The sequence below is a fragment of the Acinetobacter sp. GRABPA_MV_2 genome (assembly GCF_056725885.1).
On record NZ_JBWZNA010000002.1, the window covers coordinates 215,645 to 237,055 of the forward strand.

Genomic DNA, 21,411 nt, shown 5'->3' on the forward strand with positions numbered 1-21,411 from the left:
AAATATCCTTCAACATCAGTTAATTAAACTAATTCTCAACTTAATATTTTTTTGTGTTATAGGTCATATTTATAGAAATATTTTATGCCTAGTTTTGTCTAAAAAAGACACTATGCTCACTATAATAAAAAGCATAAACTAAACGTGAATACATAATTTTTTTAAATTGATTCAAATCTACTTATAACAATAAGCCAAAGAGGAAGTAATATGGAACTTCCAATGACAATGTCATTACAAACAGCATCATTTGAAGAATTCATTACAGTCATTGCGGCAGCGCTTGGTTGCGGCTTGTTAATTGGTTTAGAAAGAGAACGAAGTAAACTGAAACATGAATACAAAACTTTTGCGGGTTTCCGTTCTTTTGCAATTAGTGCGTTATTAGGAGCGATCTGTTTTTTATTCGGTATTGAAATTGGAATTGTCGGTGCTTTAATTATTGGTGCTATTAGTATTGTATCTCTTAAAAATCAGCCAAATGACCCGGGCGTAACCACCGAACTCGCCTTTATTATGACTTACTTCATTGGCGCACTTTGTATTTGGAATATTTCGCTCGCTGCTGGCCTAGCTGTGATCATGACAACCATCTTAATAGCTAAGCAGTCTATGCATGGCATTGCCAGTCAGTGGATTACTGAATCGGAATTGCGTGATGGTATTTTTCTACTTGCCTTACTTTTAATTGCTTTGCCTTTAGTTCCCAATAAGCCTTTTTGGGGACCAGTTCTAAATCCACATGTGATTTTAAAATTACTGACTTTAATTTTATTTGTGCAAGCACTCGCTCATATAGCAAAGCGACTTTTGTCATCTAAAAATGCTTTATTACTTTCTTCCTTAGCCTCTGGTTTTGTTTCAAGTACGGCGACCATTGCCAGTTTAGGTTTAGAAGTTCGTTCTGGTCGAGCAAATGCAAAGACTAATGCAGGTGCTGCATTGATGTCTTGCGTTTCAACACTGATTCAGACCTTAATTATTGTGATCGGTATTAGCTTTGCTTGGTTCAAGCTAATTATATTTCCTACACTTATTGCATTAATAGTTTTAGCAGTATGGGCCTTTATTTTATTACGTAAAGCCGAGCCTAGTACGGCTTCGCCCGAGCTTGACTCAAGAATGTTCAGCTTAAAAGAGGCCATTATTATTGCAGGTACACTTACCCTTATTCAGGCAGGTGTTTATGGTTTAAGTATATCTTTAGGCGATGCGGGATTAATCGCGGGAACGTTACTTGCTTCATTATTTGAAATACATGCAGCTATAGCAGCGGTCATTGTGCAAGGTGAACCTGATAGCGCACACATGACATCCTTATTAATTGCCTTTTTAGGAGGCTTTGCAGTTCATGCACTTGCTAAAAGTGTGAATTCTGCAATTTCGGGCGGGCTACACTATGCCCTTGCTTTCGTTCCCGCCCAACTCATTCACATGGGAATATTGATTACTTTACTTTGGCTCAATGTCCATTGGTTTTAAAAATTTCTATTGTGCAAGCGAAGAAGTCTTCACCACATCGATGACGGTAACTACAAATTGATCGACCTTAAAATGAATATCAAAGTTTGAAAATTTCATTTTATAGATTCGTTCAGGGTCTTCTTGATAAGCAGGCCGAGGATCTAAAGCTAACACTTGCTCAAGCTCATCAATATACTGCGAATCTATTTCTTTATTTTGCAGAAAACATTTTTGTGCTGTTAACGCAGTTTCATTCCAAATGACTGCCTTTCGTTCAGGTTCTGCATGCGCATAACCACTTTGAGCCTCCGCAATTGCATCAGAATATCGAATATAGGGTTTGATATCTAAAATTGGGGTGCCATTTAACAAATCACTTCCTGTGACATAGACACGAACGGACTTCCCTACCTTTTCCACTTTATTAAGTTTTACGACTGAAAGCCCGATTGGAGATGGTCTATACATACTTCGTGTAGCAAATACCCCAATTTTTTCATTACCACCTAAACGTGGCGGACGAACCTGTGGACGGAACTTATCTGCGCTGTCTTGATTTTTATTATCATGAAACTGCCAAACTAACCAGAGATGACTAAATTGCTCAATTCCCTCAAAGGCTAATAAGTCATTATATGGTTCTACCATATCAATATAAGACTCGATATTGACCAGATTAGGCTGGCGTGGAATACCAAATTTTTCACGATAGGGAGAGCACATATGGCCAATGATGGGTAAGGTGACAGAATTGATCATCACTTTTTCTTATAAACACAATTAAATATATTCAGTTTATCGGGAATGAAATTAGATTAGAATAGCAATCTGTTTTCTTTTAATCGTGATCGAGACCTTTAATGGCTGCTTTTAACGTTGAACGCATTACTCATGTTCACCACTGGAATGACACTCTTTTCAGTTTTAAAACTACACGCGACACTAGCTTACGTTTTAAAAATGGTCAGTTCGTAATGATCGGACTTGAAGTGAATGGCAAACCGTTAATGCGTGCGTATTCGATTGCAAGTGCAAACTACGAAGAAGAGTTAGAATTCTTCTCAATTAAAGTACAAGACGGTCCTTTAACTTCGATTTTGCAAAAAGTACAAGTTGGTGACGAAATCTTAGTTTCAAAAAAACCAACAGGTACTTTGGTTCATGATGACCTTTTACCAGGTAAAAACTTATACCTTTTATCTTCTGGTACTGGTCTTGCTCCATTCTTATCAATTATTCGTGATCCAGAAACTTACGAACGCTTTGAAAAAGTCATCGTTGTTCACGGTACACGCTATATTTCTGAATTAGCTTATCAAGACCTTATCTTGAACGAATTACCAAACCATGAATTCTTTGAAGAATTAGGTATTAAAGACAAACTTGTTTACTACCCTACTGTTACTCGTGAACCTTTCCACACTCAAGGCCGTGTAACAACTGCAATTGAAACTGGCGCTTTATTCGAAAAAATTGGTTTACCACGCTTCAACCGTGAAACTGACCGTGCAATGCTTTGCGGTAGCCCTGCATTCTTAAAAGACGTTGCTGCATTACTTGACCAACACGGTTTAGTTGAATCACCTCGTATGGGTGAAATGGGCGACTACGTCATTGAACGTGCGTTTGTAGAAAAATAATTTTTCTAGATATAAAAAACCGAGGCAAAGCCCTCGGTTTTTTTATGTCTGTTTTTACAACTTAATTGTGCCATCGATACAGGTGACAGCGGTTCCACCCACTAAAATTTTATCTTGATACAATTCAAGTCGAAGCTGTCCATCTCGGCCTACTGCCCCACCTTGTGAAGAAAGTACGACATCATTTTGTGCAGGAAGGATCCCATAGTAACGAATAAATGAAGCTACACTACCATTACCACTACCACAAACCGGATCTTCATTTATTCCACATGAAGGGGCAAATGAACGAACTTCTATGTGTTTTTGTTCATCATTATTTTCATGAAAACCAAAAATTGTCGCACCCGTAACTTTCATTTCTAAGTCATGTTCTTTTAAAGCGGCAAAGTCTGGTTGGCTATCTAAAACAGCGTCAGCATTAACAGCTTGCAATACAATCCAGCGCGCCCCTACATCCACCAATGCAGCGTTCCATTGAGTATTTATTTCACATTTTAAAATTTCTGCTAATTTCTCAGTGTGCATTGCATCTAGTGGAGTAATTTTAGGCTTAGGTAGTTCAAATGAAATATGACTTGATTCACTCACGGTCAGAGTCACCAAACCAGCACCGCACTGCTGTACCAGCTTACCTTCTTTCGCTTTAATTAGACCAGCCTCAAGCAAAGCATAGGCAGTACCAATTGTAGGATGTCCTGCAAATGGCAATTCATTTTGCGGAGTAAAGATTCGAACCTGATAGTCAGCTTGTGAATCGGTCGCAGGGAGCACAAATGTGGTTTCAGAAAGATTGGTCCAGTTCGCAATTTCCTGCATCTGCTCAGATGTTAAAGTACTGGCATCCATAATAACTGCGACAGGATTACCTTTAAATGCGTGTGAAGTAAAAACATCAACTTGTTTAAATGCAACAACAGACATAGACCTCTCCTACTGATTTTGTAATTTAAAATATGGCTTTAAATCCTCACCATTTTTTGATCTTACTGTTTTATTTTTAATGGTCACAGTATCAATTAATATAAAAAATAATAGATACAGTTTTTAAGTTTAGATTTGCGTTAAATGAACTGATCAAAAGTAATCACAATATTTGAGATAAATAAGAGATCACTATAAAGTGTATCCATCGCTTTGTCTTTTTAATGAATTGATATGTACAAATATAAAAAAGTAAGTGATGACCTCACTCTTCAAATTCAGAATGGCAGACAGCCTATTGGTTCTCGGCTGCCATCAATTCGAGATTGTGCCCAGCATTATCAGGTCAGTATTAACACCGTAAAAGAAGCTTATCGCCAGCTTGAAGATCAAGGTTTAATTTCAGTTCGCCCACAGTCTGGCTACTATGTTTGTCATGCGCCGTCCAACTTACTAGAACTCGAAGAGCGTTATATCAGTGAAGAAAAAGTATCTCTTTCAGGAATTAGCTGTTTTCTCGCACAAATTGTTAAAAAGCAAATGGACCCCGACTATATCAATTTGGCCCTAGCTTGCCCTTCTGGGGAAAATTTCTATCCAATTGAACGTTTAAAACGCTTAACTGCTCAAGTTTTACGGACACAACCAGACATTTTTAAAAACTATACTTTACCGCCCGGTTCTATACGTTTACGCACTCAAATTGCTAGGCGAAGCTTACAACTCGGTATGTTTCTTTCAGCAGATGATATTGTACTCACTCATGGCACGATGGAGGCTTTAAGTCTCGCGATTATGGCAACAACTCAAGCAGGTGACAGCATAGCGCTTGAGATTCCTACATTTCACAACCTGTACCCACTCCTTCATAATTTAGGTCGAAAAATTGTAGAAGTACCGACCTCGCCACATACAGGTATGTGCCTTGATGCACTTGAAGAACTCTTAAAATCTCAAAGTGTACAAGCCATTTTAACCATTCCGACAGGACACAATCCTCTAGGTTTTAGCATGCCTGAAAGTAACCGTCGTCGCTTGGCAGAGTTAGCTAATCAGTTCCAAGTTCCTGTTATTGAAGATGCGATGTATGCCGAATTGCAACTCACCGAGCCACTCTTGCCCAACATTAAAGCGTTTGACCAAAACGGATGGGTTTTGGTATGTGGTAGCTATACAAAGACTGTAGCACCAGACTATCGGATTGGTTGGCTAGAAGCTGGGCGCTTTCGCAATATTGTGCAGCAGCTTAAATTTACAACCACTGTTGCCGAGCCAGCTTTACTCACAGAAACGTTAGGCCTTTTCTTAGAAAATGGCGGATATGATCTACATTTACGTCAACTCAAAAAACGTTATCAACAGCAAATTGACACCATCAAATCTTATATTTGCCGCTTTTTCCCAATCGGTAGCCGTGTGAGTCGTCCACAAGCGGGATTTATCCTATGGTTAGAGTTACCCGAATCAATTGATACCCTAGAACTGTTTCACCAAGCAATGGATGAAAAAATCTTATGTATGCCGGGAATTTTGTGTTCGGCTGATAAACGATTTAGTCATTGTTTACGTATTGCAGCTTGTTTTGAGTTAAACCCCAAAATGTTAAATGCTTTGATGCGCTTAGGAGAGCTAGCAAAAAATATGCTGCCTGTACAAAAGGATAGTGGACAAATCCCTACTAATTCAGTAGGTTGAATCCCAAATGTGGAGTTAATAAAATAAAACCATATATTTTTTATGCCTTTTATTTTATGAAAACTGAGCTTCTCTCTCCCGCAGGTTCACTTAAAAACATGCTCTATGCTTTTGCCTATGGTGCAGATGCTGTATATGCCGGCCAACCACGTTATAGCTTACGTGTTCGTAATAATGCTTTTGATCATGACAACTTAAAAATCGGAATTGATGAAGCCCACGCTTTGGGCAAAAAGTTTTATGTTGTAGTGAATATTCAGCCACATAACAGCAAATTAAAAAACTTTATTCGTGATCTTGAACCGATTGTAGCGATGCAACCAGATGCACTCATTATGTCTGATCCGGGCTTAATTATGATGGTGCGTGAGCATTTTCCTGATGTGCAAATTCATCTATCTGTTCAAGCCAACGCCATTAACTGGGCCACTGTTAAGTTTTGGAAAGATTACGGTTTAAGCCGCGTGATTTTATCTCGTGAGTTATCATTAGAAGAAATAGAAGAAATCCAGCAAAACGTACCAGATATTGAACTTGAAGTTTTTGTACATGGCGCACTATGCATGGCCTATTCAGGCCGCTGCCTACTTTCTGGTTATATGAATAAACGTGATGCCAATCAAGGTGCTTGTACCAACGCTTGCCGTTGGGACTATAAGTTGCATGAAACCCAAGAAGATGCAAATGGAGATGTGATTCCAGTTACTCAGCTCAACGCGTCAGAAAAGTCTTGCTGCTCATCAACACAATCAGAAACAACCTCGGCTCAAACGCTGCTGGTACAACGCAATGATGAAGAAATGTTTGCGGCTGAAGAAGATGAACACGGCACCTATTTCATGAACTCTAAAGATTTACGTGCGGTACAGCATGTAGATCGTTTAACCAAAATGGGCATCGCCTCACTCAAAATTGAAGGTCGTACTAAATCATATTTTTACTGTGCCCGTACTGCCCAAATTTATCGAAAAGCTATTGATGATGCTTTAGCAGGTAAATCATTTGACCCAAGCTTAATGTCTCAGCTCGAAGGTTTGGCAAATCGTGGTTATACCGAAGGCTTTTTAAGACGTCATGTACACAGTGAATATCAAAACTATGCCGATGGTTCATCACATTTCGACTACCAACAATTTTGTGGAGAGGTTTTAGAACGTCACGGCGATTATATTCTCATTGAAGTTAAAAACCGTTTTGTGGTGGGCGACTCACTTGAGCTGATGACGCCTCAAGGCAATATCACCTTTACCTTAAACGAAATGCGCGATTTAAAAGGTAACCCAATTACAGATGCTAAAGGTTCGGGGCATTTTATTGAGATTCCACTCTCACAAGATGTTGATGTTAGTTATGCCCTACTCATACGCAATTTGCCTCATGCCAAGGAAAACATTACTGCCTCTACATTAGCTTATTCAGCGAGTTGAAAATGGCGCTTTTGATTACGAATGACTGTATCAATTGTGATATGTGCTTACCAGAATGCCCCAACATCGCCATTTTTGAAGGGAACAAAGTTTATGAGATTGATCCACTGCGTTGTACCGAGTGTGTAGGCTTTTATGATACACCAACCTGTAAAGCGGTTTGCCCTATCGATTGTATAAAACCAGATCCTGCGCATATTGAAAATAAAGAGCAACTGCTAGAGAAATTTAAAGGGTTAAATTTACTCGGCTAATCTATCTTTAAAAAGTCTATAGAGGATCAGGCTAAAGTTACTGATCCTCTTCAATGACTAAGCTGCTCAATGAATAAATAAACGAATAAATAGCTGAGACCACTTTGCTAATGATAAAATCAAACGATCAGTTTGGCTTAACGGTGTCTTGGTACCAAAAAATTGAATAATCGTTAAAGCTGATCTAACCATTTCAACATTTCATATAGATTGATTAAAACTCTTTCTGGCGTAGCTTCCCATGTCTTATCTTTATTTAGCAATTGCGATTGCTTGTGAAGTCGTTGCAACTTCAGCCTTAAAAGCATCTCAAGGTTTTACTGTTCCCATTCCGTCCATCGTTACTGTTGTGGGCTATGCGATTGCTTTTTATTTATTATCCCTTACGCTAAAAACAATTCCGATCGGTATCGCATACGCTATTTGGTCGGGCGCAGGTATTATTTTAATTTCTGCAATAGGCTGGATATTTTACAAACAGCATTTAGACTTAGCTGCATGCATTGGTCTTACTTTAATGATTGCAGGTATTGTGATTATTAATGTGTTTTCTAAAAATACTCATCTATAAATATAATTAAAAAGCAACCGAGTACGATGCGAATCCTTTTTTTTTAAAAAAATTCCACCATACTCGGTATGAACCGCTTATTTTAAACTGCCCGTCAAAAATTGCTTTAAACGTTCACTTTTCGGATTGTTGAGCACTTCATCAGGATGACCTTGCTCTTCAATTTTTCCTTGATGCAAAAAAATCACTTGATTAGACACATGACGTGCAAAGCCCATTTCATGTGTCACCACAATCATGGTCCGTCCCTCTTCAGCCAAGCCCTGCATAACCTTTAGTACTTCACCCACTAACTCAGGATCAAGCGCACTGGTCGGTTCATCAAACAACATAACTTCCGGTTCCATAGCCAAAGCACGGGCAATTGCTACACGTTGCTGCTGACCGCCAGATAAAAATGCCGGATATTTACTTTCAACATTTTCAGGTAGCCCAACTTTACGCAGATATTTGCGTGCACGCTCTTCTGCTTCAGCACGTTTTACCCCAAGTACGTGAATCGGCCCTTCAATGACATTTTCTAGCACTGTCATGTGTGACCACAAATTAAAATGCTGAAATACCATCATGAGCTGGGTACGCATTTTTTGTAGTTGCTTTGGTTCAACTACTTTTAAATTGCCTTTTTTATCAAAGACTGTACGCAGTTTTTCACCATTAAGCTTAATGGTGCCATTGCTCGGTTGTTCCAAAAAGTTAATACAACGCAGCAAGGTACTTTTACCTGAACCCGATGAACCAATGATACTAATTACATCACCGGCATTTGCATCAAGTGATATTCCTTTAAGCACTTCATGATCGCCGAATGTCTTGTGTAAATCGCGAATCACTAGTTTTGCAACTTGTTCCATTTATGTCTCCTAATGATTCGATGGCTTTAAAAATGCCAACCAACGTTTTTCCAACTTACGAAATATCCAAATCAAAATAAATGCCAGCAATGCATACAACACCGCGGCAATTCCAAAAGCATTGAAGGTGTCATAGGTTGCCGCATTCACATCACGCGCAATTTTTAAAATGTCAGGAACTGTTGCTGTAAATGCAATGGTTGTAGCATGCAACATTAAAATGACTTCATTGCCATAAAATGGTAAAGCACGGCGTAACATCGACGGAATGATAATGCGAGTGTATCGTTTCCATTTCGACATACCGAAAGCTTGTGCAGCCTCAATCTCGCCATGTGGAATAGAACGAATCGCCCCAGCGAAGATTTCAGTGGTATATGCACCAGTATTAAGCGCGAATGCCAAAATGGTGCAATTTATGCCCTCTCGAAAAAAAGCATCAAGACTCTGGTGTTCATGGATGTAATCAAAGCTGTAAATACCTGAATAAATAATCAGCAGTTGGATGTAAAGTGGTGTGCCACGGAAAACATAGGTATATAACCAAACTGGGCCACGCAACCAAAGGTTTTCCGATACTCGTGCAAGTGACAAGGGCACAGCGAGAACAAAACCAATGCCAATAGAAAGCACCAATAACCAAGCAGTCATCGCCACTCCGGTCATTTGTAAACCATCGGTCCAAAGGTATGCCTGCCAATATTGTTGAAGGATTTCAATCATAATTGTCCCTTCCTTACACCAGCAGAATAACGACGTTCAAGCCACATTAAAATCAGATTCGACACTGTTGTAATTGCCAAATAGATCGCAGCAGCTACGATGCTGAAAAAGAACAGTTGCATGGTACTTCTACCCGCATCTTGCGTAATTTTTACAATATCAGTCAGGCCAATAATAGAAACTAGTGCTGTCGCCTTAATTAAAACTTGCCAGTTATTACCAATACCAGGCAGCGCAAAACGCATCATTTGAGGGAATAACACTCGGTGAAAAACCTGCCAAGGTGACATACCATAAGCCATTGCTGCCTCAATTTGGCCTTTTGGAACCGATTGAAATGCACCTCGAAAGGTCTCGGTAAAATATGCACCATAAATGAACGCTAAAGTAATCACACCCGCCACAAATGGGTTGATATCAATTTGGTCCATTTGCAGTGCTTCAGTAATTTGGTTAAGCCCCAACTGCAAGCTATAAAATAACAGCAGCATAATGACCAAATCAGGCACACTTCGAATGAGCGTAGTGTAAGCTGTTGCTATATAACGTAAAATTTTAATACTTGAGAGTTTTGAGCTCGCACCAATTAAGCCAATAATCACAGAAAGTAAAAGTGACAACAACGCAAGCTGTATGGTCATCCATGTCCCGCTGAGCAGGAGTGGCCCAAAGCCAGAAAAAAACATGACTCATCTTCTCCTTAAAAACAATATCTAATATTGATGAGATGAGAATAGATTTAAAAATGTCGGCACTAAGCCGACATTTTTCACATCATTAGTAAATGCTAAAGGAGAAATATTTTTTCTCGAGTTTTTTGTATGTACCATCTGCAATGATTGCAGCGAGTGCTTTATTAATATTGGCTTTTAAATCCGCATCTTCTTTGCGTAAACCAATAGCTGCACCTATACCTAGTGTTTTTGCATCAACCACATTGCCACCAGCAAAACTGAAGTTTTTGCCTTTTGCTTGTTTTAAGAAAGCACCGTCAACCATAATTGCATCTTGTAAAGTCGCATCCAAACGACCTGACATCATGTCTTGATAAATCAAATCTTGGACTGGATAAGGTACAACCGTTACACCTTTTGGCGCCCAATAGGTTTTAGCATAAGTTTCTTGAATTGTGCCCTGTTGTACACCGACACGTTTACCTTTCAAAGAGGCAGCGGTAGGCAATAAAGGTGAGCCTTTTTTTGCAACCATACGGGTTGGTGTATTGTAGATTTTGCTACTAAATGCAATTTGTTTTGCACGCTCATCAGTGACTGTCATTGATGAAAGAATGCCATCAAATTTTTTCGCTTTAAGTGCTGGAATCATCCCATCAAAAGAGTTTTCAACCCAAACACATTTGGCTTTGAGTTTTGCACAAATTGCATTACCTAAATACACATCAAAACCAGTTAACTTACCATCTGGTGTTTTATATTCAAACGGCGCATAAGACGACTCAGTACCAAAACGAATCACCTTCCAATCCTTTGCTTGAACATTCGTTGCAACAGCAGCCAAAACTAAGGTTGTTGAAACGAACATTTTTTTCATAAAGCTTGCCATCTTGAAGCTTCTCCTTAAAATCCTAATAAGGTGATAAAAACTTGAGCAATTTCTAAATTACTCTTCTGCCGAAATAATTGCAATTTCTATACCAGTAAATTAAGGATTTATGAAGGTGTCTAAACAATGGATTGTATTAACTGATTAAATGTTGAAAAATCACTCAAATTTTAAGCTAGTTTTTAAGTGTGTAAGCTTCCGCCATATTTTCATTTTCGACCAATGTCCGAATGGTATATTCATGGTTATGTTCTTTGGCACTGGCAAATTCACATTTTTGATCCAATGACATTGAACAACCACTCAACAATGGACAACCTGCAAATAATTCAGCCACCCAATCTACAAAGACTCGAACTTTAGGCGATAAATGACGATTTTGTAGATAAACGACTGATATTGGCATAGGTGCAGGTAACCATTCAGTCAATACTTCCCTAAGTGCACCAGATTCCAAATGTTTTGCTACCATGTAATATGGACATTGAATTAAGCCAAAACCTTGCACTGCCAAATCAATATATGAATCACCATCGTTGACAGAAACACGCCCTTTCACACCAACGCTATGAATCTCACCGTTCACCATGAAATCCCAGTCGATATTGCGTCCTGTACGGCTGTTAAAGTAATGCACGACCTGATGTTTTTGTAAAGCCTCAATGGTTTTGGGTTCCCCATGCTCCATCAAATAACGTGGTGCAGCAACCGTTACACATTGAATTGTTCCGATACGGCGCGCAACTAAACTTGAATCTTTCAATTGACCAATACGAATGACACAGTCCACCGCATCTTGTACTAAATCGACCGGACGATCACTCATTCCAATCACCAAATCAATATCAGGATACTTGGAATGAAAATCACAAAGCATCGGAATTAGAATCAGCCGCCCGATTGAAGCTTTAACATCAATACGCAGTCGTCCTCGTGGCCCACGTTCCGAATCATGAAACGTTGATTCTACATCTTCGACATCAGCTAAAATTCGCGAAGTACGCTCATAATAAACCGCACCATCCGGTGTCAAACTAAGTTTGCGGGTTGTTCGGTTAAGCAATCGAACTTGTAAATGTTTCTCTAAAGCCTGAATGGTTGTAGTCACTGAAGCACGCGGTAGGCCTAAACTGTCAGCCGCTAAACTGAAACTATTTGTTTCGACAACTTTGTTAAATACTTTCATGGCATGAAATAGATCCACACGCACACTCCTATCAATCAATGCATTTTTAGTCAAACACATCAATTGTTATAAAAATACGAATAGTGTTATCGAATTTAATATATTTATTCGTGATTGACAAACTTTTATGCTCCGTCCATCCCATAAACCCTGTTTCTCCCATACGGACCAAAACTAAAAGTCTGAAAACAGGTATCCAAATAACTAGGAGCACCTCATGTCATTTTCTCGCAAACAGTTCGCACTGTCTGCCATCTTTGTTGCCCTCTTAGCAACAGGAGGCAGTTTTATGTTTTTACATGAAAATGCCGATGCAAAAGCTGCACCGACCTCTGCCCAACAAGCTGCAACTGTTGATATTTCTAATGTCATCAGCAAAACCATTACAGACTGGCAAGAATATTCCGGTCGCTTAGAAGCAATTGATCAAGTCGATATTCGCCCCCAAGTTTCCGGCAAACTCATCGCCGTTCACTTCAAAGATGGAAGCCTCGTTAAAAAAGGCGATTTACTTTTTACAATTGATCCACGGCCTTTCGAGGCCGAACTGAATCGTGCCCAAGCACAACTCGCTTCAGCTGAAGCACAAGTCACTTATACGGGTTCTAATCTTTCTCGTATTCAACGTTTAATTCAAAGTAATGCTGTCTCACGTCAAGAACTGGATTTAGCTCAAAATGATGCACGTTCAGCCAATGCCAACCTACAAGCAGCTAGAGCAGCCGTTCAATCTGCCCGTTTAAATCTTGAGTACACCCGTATTACAGCACCAGTTAGTGGTCGAATTTCCCGTGCCGAAGTAACAGTCGGCAATGTAGTCTCTGCGGGTAACGGTGCACAAGTCTTAACAAGTTTAGTATCTGTCTCTCGCCTCTATGCATCTTTCGATGTTGATGAACAAACTTATCTGAAATATATCAGTAATCAGCGCAACTCAGCACAAGTTCCTGTTTATATGGGACTTGCCAATGAAACTGGTTTCTCTCGCGAAGGTACGATCAACTCAATTGACAATAACCTAGATGCAACCTCGGGTACGATTCGTGTTCGCGCGACTTTTGATAATCCAAATGGGGTTTTATTACCGGGCTTATATGCACGAATCCGTTTAGGCGGTGGTCAACCTCGTTCAGCAATTCTGATTAGCCCAACCGCAGTTGGGGTCGATCAAGATAAACGCTTTGTCGTAGTAGTTGATGCTAAAAATCAGACGGCCTACCGTGAAGTAAAACTCGGTGCACAACAAGATGGTTTGCAAATCGTGAATAGCGGACTACAAGCGGGTGATCGTATTGTGGTGAACGGTTTACAGCGAATTCGTCCGGGTGACCCTGTTACGCCACACCTCGTTCCGATGCCAAATGCGCAAATCACTGCTAACGCTACTCCTCCTCAACCTCAGCCAACAGATAAAACATCAACTCCGGCAAAAGGTTAATCACATATGAATATTTCTAAATTTTTTATTGATCGGCCGATCTTTGCTGGTGTTTTATCAGTACTGATTTTACTCGCTGGTCTGCTTTCGGTATTCCAATTACCGATTTCTGAATATCCTGAAGTTGTTCCGCCATCTGTGGTGGTACGTGCTCAATATCCGGGTGCAAACCCTAAAGTGATTGCTGAAACCGTTGCCTCTCCGCTTGAAGAATCAATCAACGGCGTCGAAGACATGCTGTATATGCAATCTCAAGCAAACAGCGACGGTAATTTAACCATTACGGTGAACTTTAAGCTCGGTATCGACCCAGACAAAGCGCAACAACTGGTTCAAAACCGTGTGTCTCAGGCCATGCCCCGTTTACCTGAAGATGTACAGCGCTTAGGTGTCACCACTTTAAAAAGCTCACCGACTTTAACCATGGTAGTGCATCTGACCTCACCAGATAGTCGCTATGACATGACCTACTTACGTAACTATGCAGTATTGAACGTAAAAGACCGTTTGGCTCGCTTACAAGGTGTAGGTGAAGTCGGATTATTTGGTTCTGGTGACTACGCGATGCGTGTATGGCTCGACCCGCAAAAAGTAGCGCAGCGTAACCTCACCGCGACCGAAATTGTGAATGCAATCCGTGAACAAAACATTCAGGTTGCAGCGGGTACAATCGGTGCATCACCAAGTAATTCACCTTTACAGCTTTCAGTCAATGCTCAAGGCCGCTTAACGACTGAGCAAGAATTTGCAGATATCATTTTAAAAACTGCACCCGACGGCGCGGTTACCCGATTGGGTGATGTTGCTCGTGTTGAACTCGCAGCTTCACAATATGGCTTACGTTCATTACTTGATAATAAACAAGCAGTCGCGATTCCAATTTTCCAAGCTCCGGGTGCTAATGCTTTACAAGTTTCCGATCAAGTGCGTAGCACGATGAAGGAGCTTTCAAAAGATTTCCCATCTTCAATTAAATACGACATTGTTTATGACCCGACTCAATTCGTACGTGCAAGTATTAAAGCGGTCGTTCATACCTTACTTGAAGCAATTGCACTGGTTGTTGTGGTTGTTATTTTATTCTTGCAAACATGGCGTGCCTCAATCATTCCATTGCTTGCTGTACCGGTTTCAATTATTGGTACATTCGCACTCATGCTCGCTTTTGGTTACTCAATCAATGCGCTATCACTATTCGGGATGGTACTTGCCATCGGCATTGTGGTCGATGATGCCATTGTGGTCGTCGAAAATGTCGAGAGGAATATTGAAGCAGGCTTAAGCCCAAGAGATGCAACTTATCGCGCCATGCGAGAAGTAAGCGGACCGATTATTGCCATTGCCTTAACGCTCGTTGCCGTGTTCGTACCTCTTGCCTTTATGACAGGCTTAACGGGACAATTTTATAAACAATTTGCCATGACCATTGCCATTTCAACGGTCATTTCGGCATTTAACTCCCTTACCCTATCTCCTGCTTTGGCAGCCATGTTACTAAAAGGACATGATGCTAAACCTGATGCATTAACACGCATTATGAACCGTCTATTTGGACGTTTCTTTGCGCTGTTTAACCGTGTATTTACACGTGCGTCAGACAACTATGGTAAAGGCGTAAGTCGTGTTATCTCTCATAAAGCATCGGCAATGGGTGTCTATGCAGCACTGTTAGGCTTAACCGTTGGGATTTCTTATATTGTTCCAGGTGGCTTCGTGCCCGCTCAAGACAAGCAATACTTGATTAGCTTTGCTCAACTACCAAATGGCGCTTCATTAGATCGTACTGAAGCGGTTATTCGTAAAATGAGTGACACAGCACTTAAACAGCCTGGTGTAGAAAGTGCTGTTGCCTTCCCTGGCCTCTCAATTAATGGTTTCACTAATAGCTCTAGCGCAGGTATTGTCTTTGTGACTTTAAAGCCATTCGACGAACGTAAGGCTAAAGACTTATCTGCAAATGCAATTGCTGGTGCTCTTAACCAGAAATATTCAGCTATTCAAGATGCATATATTGCAGTTTTCCCACCACCACCAGTGATGGGTTTAGGGACCATGGGCGGCTTTAAACTACAACTTGAAGACCGAGGTGCCTTAGGCTATTCAGCCTTGAATGATGCTGCACAAAACTTTATGAAAGCAGCACAATCAGCCCCTGAACTTGGTCCAATGTTCTCAAGTTATCAAATTAACGTACCTCAACTAAATGTAGATCTGGACCGTGTAAAAGCCAAACAGCAAGGTGTTGCCGTGACAGATGTTTTCAACACCATGCAGATTTATTTAGGCTCTCAGTACGTTAACGACTTTAACCGCTTTGGACGTGTTTATCAGGTTCGTGCACAAGCCGATGCTCCTTTCCGTGCTAACCCTGAAGATATTTTGCAGCTTAAAACCCGTAACAGTGCCGGACAAATGGTGCCGTTATCTTCTTTGGTGAATGTAACTCAAACTTATGGCCCAGAAATGGTGGTGCGTTATAACGGTTACACATCAGCCGATATTAACGGTGGCCCTGCACCAGGTTATTCATCTAGCCAAGCAGAAGCTGCGGTTGAACGTATTGCTGCTCAAACTCTACCACGTGGTATCAAGTTTGAATGGACAGATTTAACTTACCAAAAAATCTTGGCTGGTAATGCAGGACTCTGGGTATTCCCAATTAGTGTCTTACTGGTGTTCTTAGTTTTAGCCGCTCAATATGAAAGTCTAACTTTGCCTTTAGCTGTAATTTTAATTGTACCAATGGGAATCTTGGCAGCTCTGACAGGTGTCTGGCTGACAGGCGGAGATAACAACATCTTTACCCAAATCGGTTTGATGGTACTGGTCGGACTGGCCTGCAAAAATGCCATCTTAATTGTCGAGTTTGCGCGGGAACTCGAAATGCAAGGTGCGACTGCATTCAAAGCTGCTGTTGAAGCAAGTCGTCTACGTTTACGCCCAATTTTAATGACTTCTATTGCATTCATTATGGGTGTAGTCCCACTTGTTACCTCAACTGGTGCAGGGTCTGAAATGCGTCATGCCATGGGCATTGCAGTGTTCTTCGGCATGATCGGTGTAACGCTGTTTGGTTTGTTCCTGACCCCTGCCTTTTATGTCCTGATTCGTACACTAAACAGCAAACATAAATTACATTCGGCAGCAGTTCATGAAGCACCTTTATCTACCCCACATGATCATTAAGGAGGACATTTGATGGCTACAGCAAAACAAAGCTTATTATTGTCCTCATTCATGGGAAGCCTGCTGCTTGCAGGCTGCTCTTTGGCTCCGGAATATCAACCTGCAAAGGTCATAGTTCCCGTCAAATTTAAAGAGTCTGACCCTAAACTCGAGGATAATAACTGGAAAATCGCCCAACCTGCCGATCAGCAAGTTCGAGGTGAATGGTGGCGTGTTTTTAATGATGCTCAATTAAATGAGCTAGAACAACAAGCTATTTCTGGGAACCAAAGTCTAAAAGCGGCATCTGCTAATATTCAAGCTTCCCGCGCATTACGTTCAGCAGCACAAGCTGAACGCTTGCCAAGTATTAGTGCTGGCTTTGGTCCAACTCGGCAAAAACCTTCTCCCGCTTCATTGGGTCTAGATGACAATGCTCATACGTCTGCACAGACCTTATGGCGTGCTCAAGCCAATGTTTCATATGAGCTCGATTTATTTGGCCGTATTGCCAGTAGTGTCAATGCAGCAACAGCTGATGTACAGCAACAAGAAGCTCTATATCAATCGGCGCTTTTAGCTTTACAAGCAGATGTTGCCCAAGGCTACTTTCTCATTCGTCAGCTTGATGCTGAACAAGCAATTTATAATCGTACTATTAAGTTACTTGGCGAGACACGCGACTTAGTTCAAACACGTTTTAGAAATGGTTTAGTCAGTGAATTAGATGTTTCTCGCGCACAGACCGAACTTGCTACAGCACAAACGAGCGCATTAAATATTGCTCGCAACAGAGCCAATGCAGAGCATGCACTTGCGGTATTGTTAGGCAAAACACCAGCTGAGTTTAGCTTGGCAGTTCAACCTTTAACTGCAAACAGCATTCGTCTTCCAGCAGGTTTACCTTCGGCTTTACTTGAAAGACGACCTGACATTGCGGCTGCCGAGCGTGCTATGGCAGCAGATAATGCGCGTATTGGAATTGCGCGTGCTGCTTTCTTCCCAAAACTGGACCTAACTGGTGCCCTCGGTTATGAATCATCAAGTTTAGGTGAGTTGGGTAAATGGTCGAGCCGTACATTCTTGCTTGGTCCTGTGGCAGGTACTATTTTGTCTTTGCCATTATTTGACGGCGGGCAACGTAAGGCTGGAGTTGCTCAAGCACGAGCTGCCTATGAAGAAAGCGTTGCAAACTATCGCCAAACTGTATTGAATGCATTTCGCGAAGTTGAAAATGGTTTATCAGATCAAAGAATTCTTGATCAGCAAATTCAGGCTCAAAGCCAAGCACTCTCTTCTTCTCGTCATGCAAATCAATTGTCTCATTTACGTTATCGAGAAGGTGCGATTAGCTATCTTGATGTGATTGACTCAGATCGGACTATTTTGCAACAAGAGCAACTTTCTGCACAGCTAAACGGCAGTAGAATGATGGCTAGTGTAGATTTAATCCGCGCATTAGGGGGTGGATGGCAGGCTGTTTCAACTAATTAACGTGATATAAAAAAAGCGCCATATGGCGCTTTTTTTATATTTACAACTTATTGTGCGTATACAGGGAATTTTGCACAAAGTGCTTCAACTTTCGCTTTTACTTCAGCAATAACTTTTTCGTCACCTTTGCTATCAATCACGTCAGCGATCCAACCAGCAAGTTCACGAACTTCCGCTTCACCAAAACCACGAGTTGTTACTGCTGGAGTACCGATACGGATACCAGAAGTCACAAATGGAGAACGTGGATCATTTGGAACTGAGTTTTTGTTCACAGTAATGTGAGCAGCACCTAACCAAGCATCTGCATCTTTACCAGTTACGTCTTGTTTGATTAAAGATAACAAGAACAAGTGGTTGTCTGTACCACCAGAAACAACATCATAACCACGAGCGATGAATACTTCAGCCATAGCTTGAGCATTTTTCACAACTTGTTGTTGGTAAGCTTTGAAGTCATCAGACATAGCTTCTTTGAAGCAGATTGCTTTAGCAGCAATCGCATGCATTAATGGACCACCTTGGTTACCAGGGAATACAGCTGATTGAAGTTTTTTCTCAATTTCTTCATTCGCTTTCGCAAGGATTAAACCAGAACGTGGACCACGAAGCGTTTTGTGAGTCGTAGTTGTAGTTACGTCAGCAATTTGAACTGGGTTTGGATATACACCAGCAGCAACAAGACCTGCAACGTGAGCCATATCAACAAAAAGGTAAGCGCCAACTTTGTCCGCGATGTCACGGAAACGTTGCCAATCTACAACACGGCTATAAGCAGAGAAACCAGCAACGATCATACGTGGCTTGTGCTCTAATGCTAAACGTTCAACTTCTTCGTAATCGATCTCGCCAGTTTCAGCGTTTAGGCCGTATTGAACTGCATTATAAGTTTTACCAGAGAAGCTTACTTTAGCACCGTGAGTCAAGTGACCACCGTGAGCCAAGCTCATACCTAAAACAGTATCGCCTGGGTTAAGAAGCGCTAAATAAACAGCAGAGTTAGCTTGTGAACCAGCGTGTGGTTGAACGTTTGCGTAATCTGCACCAAAAAGTTCTTTAGCACGATCAATCGCCATTTGCTCGATGATATCCACATACTCGCAACCGCCATAATAGCGTTTGCCTGGATAACCTTCTGCATATTTGTTCGTAAGTTTTGATCCTTGCGCTTCCATCACAGCAGGAGAGCAATAGTTTTCAGATGCAATTAACTCGATATGTGCTTCTTGACGCTCACCTTCAGAAGCAATTGCTTGAGCTAATTCTGGATCAAATTCAGAAATGGAAATATTGGCAAACATTAGCGGGGGTCCTATAAATTAGGGCTTTTAAGCCGTGCTAAGATTGCGGCATATTGTAGCATGAACTTTATAATTAAACAGAATGAAGTTAGCTCAGTTTTAAATAAAAATGGCTCAAGTTTTATAAAAAATGAGCCATTGTTTATAAATCAAATAAAAAGCACGTTTAAAGCTTATATTTTAAATTTTTGCATCGTTCATTTTAGCTTAGAAAAACATTAAAAATTCTTTAAATATCAACAACTCTATTGAGCTGACAGTAAAGTTTGAACATTTCCAACAATATTATCTACGTTACTGCTCATCACCGTGCCATGGTCCCAGTTACCCGTCACATAACTATTAATTTTAGTGCCTACGACAGTGGCATTAGATATCAAAATATCGGTAGCTACTTTCGGAACAGTTGTATCAGCTACCCCCTGATAAATAATAATCGGTGTAGTGACTTTTGCCTGTAGAGGTTGAGAATCTTTATCTAAGAATGTTTTTACCAATGGCACAGCCATAAAGTTAGGTTGTGTACGTGTATACCCATCCAGTGTTCCATTGTGATCTGTAGCATACTTAGTCATACCTGCGCCAAAAGCTTGGCCCAATGGTCCGGAACAAATTGTTTCTGCTTGCGCTGCAATACCAGAAATTTGCGAAGTAAAGACTTGTGGATAATCAAAAGTGGGTTGTGTGTTGCGGATACCCGCACTAACTAAAGCTGTATAAGTATCAAGTTGAGCATACATTGATATTTTTTTATCTAGAGTTGCATTAGCAACAGTTTGCTCTCCCGCCACTAGAATAAAGCCTAAATTAGAAGCAGGTGCTACCGCTACTGTACCTTTATAGTCTAGTTGTGCACGGCTCGCATATTGTGCAGCACCTAATGCAGCATGCCCCCCTTGCGAATGTCCTACTGTTAACCATTTTTTTGAGGTTAATAAATTACGTTGTGATAAATAGTTACGTGTTGCAACCACCGCATCTGTAATTGAAAAAGCCTCACTTTTAACATTTAAAAAAGGATGTATGCCTGGTGTACCTAAACCCTCATAGTCAGGTGCGACCACAACATAACCTGCAGCTAGTAATTTACTAATCAAATCTTTTGTACTATCTGCTAAAGCTGCTTTACTTGGTGCGCAAGTATCTGCCACACCCGTAGTGCCATGTGCCCAAACCACAATTGGCCACCCCCCTATTGGTGGTGGAGTATTTGGTGTAAATACCAAACTTGTTGCCTGCACTTCCTGGCCACTTTGACCCAACATTTTATAAGTCAAAATACTACTTTCTGCGGCAACTGATCCTAAGTTGGTGCTTGTATAAGCCTCAACTTTAACAACTGGATTTTGAATATTATTGATTGGTGTCCCAGATGGATTAGTAGGAGCTAAGCCATCGTCACTCCCCCCCCCTCCACAAGCGACTAAAAATAAACTCGTGCTAAGAACGCTCGTCATTAATAGTTTCATTTTCATTAGTATATTTTCCCTTAAATTCCATTTTTGTTTTGCTTTAGTTTTTAATCAACATTTCCTAATGTCTTAAAAATATTTACGCCTAATCTTTATTTTCCGCAAGTTCTATTGGATGAAATTAATCTCTGAAAACTTTATTTTTAATATAAATTAACGTTCTCGCTACTCTTAGGCCTCACTTCATGTTTTAAAGTGGGTAGCCAACTGTTAACATTCTTGATTACTCGTGATTGTTTA

General features: G+C 40.7%; 19 protein-coding genes. 10 read left to right on the forward strand and 9 right to left on the reverse strand.

The window, feature by feature from the left end; genetic code table 11:
* Positions 1 to 210: 210 nt before the first annotated feature.
* The gene (locus tag ACXM0J_RS02840; protein ID WP_086265843.1) at positions 211 to 1,482 is read left to right on the forward strand and encodes an MgtC/SapB family protein; all 1,272 of its coding nucleotides are present in this window, start codon (positions 211 to 213) and stop codon (positions 1,480 to 1,482) included.
* A gap of 6 nt (positions 1,483 to 1,488) precedes the next feature.
* Here the strand turns inward: ACXM0J_RS02840 and tsaA are convergent, their stop codons facing one another.
* Entirely contained in the window at positions 1,489 to 2,223 is a 735-nt protein-coding gene (gene tsaA, locus ACXM0J_RS02845) for a tRNA (N6-threonylcarbamoyladenosine(37)-N6)-methyltransferase TrmO (protein ID WP_086265842.1), read from the reverse strand.
* Between the two features lie 101 nt (positions 2,224 to 2,324).
* Between tsaA and ACXM0J_RS02850 the strand changes: the two genes are divergently transcribed.
* Positions 2,325 to 3,104, forward strand: coding sequence for a ferredoxin--NADP reductase (locus tag ACXM0J_RS02850; protein WP_002118187.1), 780 nt, complete (start codon positions 2,325 to 2,327; stop codon positions 3,102 to 3,104).
* Between the two features lie 54 nt (positions 3,105 to 3,158).
* On the opposite strand, the gene ACXM0J_RS02855 is transcribed toward ACXM0J_RS02850, so the two are convergent.
* Positions 3,159 to 4,028 carry a PhzF family phenazine biosynthesis protein gene (locus ACXM0J_RS02855; RefSeq protein WP_086265841.1) on the reverse strand — a complete coding sequence of 290 codons (870 nt, stop codon included), beginning with the start codon at positions 4,026 to 4,028 and terminating at the stop codon, positions 3,159 to 3,161.
* 228 nt (positions 4,029 to 4,256) lie between these two features.
* Between ACXM0J_RS02855 and ACXM0J_RS02860 the strand changes: the two genes are divergently transcribed.
* The 4 genes from ACXM0J_RS02860 (at position 4,257) to abeS (ending at position 7,975) form a co-directional block, all read left to right on the forward strand.
* Positions 4,257 to 5,723 (forward strand): aminotransferase-like domain-containing protein, encoded by a 1,467-nt coding sequence (locus tag ACXM0J_RS02860; protein ID WP_086265840.1) that lies wholly within the window; start codon positions 4,257 to 4,259, stop codon positions 5,721 to 5,723.
* 56 nt (positions 5,724 to 5,779) lie between these two features.
* A complete protein-coding gene (gene trhP / locus ACXM0J_RS02865) occupies positions 5,780 to 7,150 on the forward strand; it encodes a prephenate-dependent tRNA uridine(34) hydroxylase TrhP (RefSeq protein ID WP_086265839.1) in 1,371 nt (456 codons plus the stop codon).
* A 2-nt stretch (positions 7,151 to 7,152) separates the two neighbouring features.
* Positions 7,153 to 7,404, forward strand: a complete 252-nt coding sequence (locus ACXM0J_RS02870; protein ID WP_068563361.1) for a YfhL family 4Fe-4S dicluster ferredoxin — start codon at positions 7,153 to 7,155, stop codon at positions 7,402 to 7,404.
* A gap of 241 nt (positions 7,405 to 7,645) precedes the next feature.
* The gene (gene abeS / locus ACXM0J_RS02875) at positions 7,646 to 7,975 is read left to right on the forward strand and encodes a multidrug efflux SMR transporter AbeS (protein ID WP_017402972.1); all 330 of its coding nucleotides are present in this window, start codon (positions 7,646 to 7,648) and stop codon (positions 7,973 to 7,975) included.
* A 77-nt stretch (positions 7,976 to 8,052) separates the two neighbouring features.
* Here the strand turns inward: abeS and ACXM0J_RS02880 are convergent, their stop codons facing one another.
* The 5 genes from ACXM0J_RS02880 to ACXM0J_RS02900 all read right to left on the reverse strand — a co-directional run bounded on the left by ACXM0J_RS02880 (position 8,053) and on the right by ACXM0J_RS02900 (position 12,319).
* Positions 8,053 to 8,829 (reverse strand): ABC transporter ATP-binding protein, encoded by a 777-nt coding sequence (locus ACXM0J_RS02880; protein WP_086265838.1) that lies wholly within the window; start codon positions 8,827 to 8,829, stop codon positions 8,053 to 8,055.
* A 9-nt stretch (positions 8,830 to 8,838) separates the two neighbouring features.
* The gene (locus ACXM0J_RS02885; protein WP_086265837.1) at positions 8,839 to 9,552 is read right to left on the reverse strand and encodes an ABC transporter permease; all 714 of its coding nucleotides are present in this window, start codon (positions 9,550 to 9,552) and stop codon (positions 8,839 to 8,841) included.
* Entirely contained in the window at positions 9,549 to 10,238 is a 690-nt protein-coding gene (locus ACXM0J_RS02890; protein ID WP_005068247.1) for an ABC transporter permease, read from the reverse strand. The genes ACXM0J_RS02885 and ACXM0J_RS02890 overlap by 4 nt, the downstream gene beginning before the upstream one ends.
* Positions 10,239 to 10,329: 91 nt before the next feature.
* Positions 10,330 to 11,115 carry an ABC transporter substrate-binding protein gene (locus tag ACXM0J_RS02895; RefSeq protein WP_086265836.1) on the reverse strand — a complete coding sequence of 262 codons (786 nt, stop codon included), beginning with the start codon at positions 11,113 to 11,115 and terminating at the stop codon, positions 10,330 to 10,332.
* Between the two features lie 175 nt (positions 11,116 to 11,290).
* A complete protein-coding gene (locus ACXM0J_RS02900) occupies positions 11,291 to 12,319 on the reverse strand; it encodes a LysR family transcriptional regulator (protein ID WP_086265835.1) in 1,029 nt (342 codons plus the stop codon).
* A 199-nt stretch (positions 12,320 to 12,518) separates the two neighbouring features.
* On the opposite strand from ACXM0J_RS02900, the gene adeF reads away from it, so the two are divergent.
* From adeF to ACXM0J_RS02915, 3 genes are read left to right on the forward strand one after another with little or no spacing between them, the layout of a single operon-like run.
* On the forward strand, positions 12,519 to 13,739 hold the full coding sequence (gene adeF, locus ACXM0J_RS02905) for a multidrug efflux RND transporter periplasmic adaptor subunit AdeF (protein ID WP_086265834.1): 1,221 nt from the start codon (positions 12,519 to 12,521) through the stop codon (positions 13,737 to 13,739).
* Between the two features lie 6 nt (positions 13,740 to 13,745).
* Positions 13,746 to 16,925, forward strand: coding sequence for a multidrug efflux RND transporter permease subunit AdeG (adeG, locus tag ACXM0J_RS02910; protein ID WP_032062826.1), 3,180 nt, complete (start codon positions 13,746 to 13,748; stop codon positions 16,923 to 16,925).
* Between the two features lie 12 nt (positions 16,926 to 16,937).
* On the forward strand, positions 16,938 to 18,398 hold the full coding sequence (locus tag ACXM0J_RS02915) for an efflux transporter outer membrane subunit (RefSeq protein ID WP_086265833.1): 1,461 nt from the start codon (positions 16,938 to 16,940) through the stop codon (positions 18,396 to 18,398).
* 47 nt (positions 18,399 to 18,445) lie between these two features.
* On the opposite strand, the gene glyA is transcribed toward ACXM0J_RS02915, so the two are convergent.
* Entirely contained in the window at positions 18,446 to 19,699 is a 1,254-nt protein-coding gene (gene glyA, locus ACXM0J_RS02920) for a serine hydroxymethyltransferase (RefSeq protein ID WP_014207236.1), read from the reverse strand.
* 60 nt (positions 19,700 to 19,759) lie between these two features.
* On the opposite strand from glyA, the gene ACXM0J_RS02925 reads away from it, so the two are divergent.
* The gene (locus tag ACXM0J_RS02925) at positions 19,760 to 19,921 is read left to right on the forward strand and encodes a hypothetical protein (protein ID WP_086265832.1); all 162 of its coding nucleotides are present in this window, start codon (positions 19,760 to 19,762) and stop codon (positions 19,919 to 19,921) included.
* A gap of 23 nt (positions 19,922 to 19,944) precedes the next feature.
* On the opposite strand, the gene ACXM0J_RS02930 is transcribed toward ACXM0J_RS02925, so the two are convergent.
* On the reverse strand, positions 19,945 to 21,174 hold the full coding sequence (locus tag ACXM0J_RS02930) for an alpha/beta hydrolase (protein WP_086265831.1): 1,230 nt from the start codon (positions 21,172 to 21,174) through the stop codon (positions 19,945 to 19,947).
* Between the last annotated feature and the right edge of the window lie 237 nt (positions 21,175 to 21,411).

What these genes read in the sequence shown, in the direction of transcription:
- ACXM0J_RS02840 (WP_086265843.1), top strand. Translation starts at nt 211, where the DNA reads ATGGAACTTCCAATGACAATGTCATTACAAACAGCATCATTTGAAGAA.
- tsaA (WP_086265842.1), bottom strand. Translation starts at nt 2,223, where the DNA reads ATGATCAATTCTGTCACCTTACCCATCATTGGCCATATGTGCTCTCCC.
- ACXM0J_RS02850 (WP_002118187.1), top strand. Translation starts at nt 2,325, where the DNA reads ATGGCTGCTTTTAACGTTGAACGCATTACTCATGTTCACCACTGGAAT.
- ACXM0J_RS02855 (WP_086265841.1), bottom strand. Translation starts at nt 4,028, where the DNA reads ATGTCTGTTGTTGCATTTAAACAAGTTGATGTTTTTACTTCACACGCA.
- trhP (WP_086265839.1), top strand. Translation starts at nt 5,780, where the DNA reads ATGAAAACTGAGCTTCTCTCTCCCGCAGGTTCACTTAAAAACATGCTC.
- ACXM0J_RS02870 (WP_068563361.1), top strand. Translation starts at nt 7,153, where the DNA reads ATGGCGCTTTTGATTACGAATGACTGTATCAATTGTGATATGTGCTTA.
- abeS (WP_017402972.1), top strand. Translation starts at nt 7,646, where the DNA reads ATGTCTTATCTTTATTTAGCAATTGCGATTGCTTGTGAAGTCGTTGCA.
- ACXM0J_RS02880 (WP_086265838.1), bottom strand. Translation starts at nt 8,829, where the DNA reads ATGGAACAAGTTGCAAAACTAGTGATTCGCGATTTACACAAGACATTC.
- ACXM0J_RS02885 (WP_086265837.1), bottom strand. Translation starts at nt 9,552, where the DNA reads ATGATTGAAATCCTTCAACAATATTGGCAGGCATACCTTTGGACCGAT.
- ACXM0J_RS02890 (WP_005068247.1), bottom strand. Translation starts at nt 10,238, where the DNA reads ATGTTTTTTTCTGGCTTTGGGCCACTCCTGCTCAGCGGGACATGGATG.
- ACXM0J_RS02895 (WP_086265836.1), bottom strand. Translation starts at nt 11,115, where the DNA reads ATGGCAAGCTTTATGAAAAAAATGTTCGTTTCAACAACCTTAGTTTTG.
- adeF (WP_086265834.1), top strand. Translation starts at nt 12,519, where the DNA reads ATGTCATTTTCTCGCAAACAGTTCGCACTGTCTGCCATCTTTGTTGCC.
- adeG (WP_032062826.1), top strand. Translation starts at nt 13,746, where the DNA reads ATGAATATTTCTAAATTTTTTATTGATCGGCCGATCTTTGCTGGTGTT.
- ACXM0J_RS02915 (WP_086265833.1), top strand. Translation starts at nt 16,938, where the DNA reads ATGGCTACAGCAAAACAAAGCTTATTATTGTCCTCATTCATGGGAAGC.
- glyA (WP_014207236.1), bottom strand. Translation starts at nt 19,699, where the DNA reads ATGTTTGCCAATATTTCCATTTCTGAATTTGATCCAGAATTAGCTCAA.
- ACXM0J_RS02925 (WP_086265832.1), top strand. Translation starts at nt 19,760, where the DNA reads ATGAACTTTATAATTAAACAGAATGAAGTTAGCTCAGTTTTAAATAAA.
- ACXM0J_RS02930 (WP_086265831.1), bottom strand. Translation starts at nt 21,174, where the DNA reads ATGAAAATGAAACTATTAATGACGAGCGTTCTTAGCACGAGTTTATTT.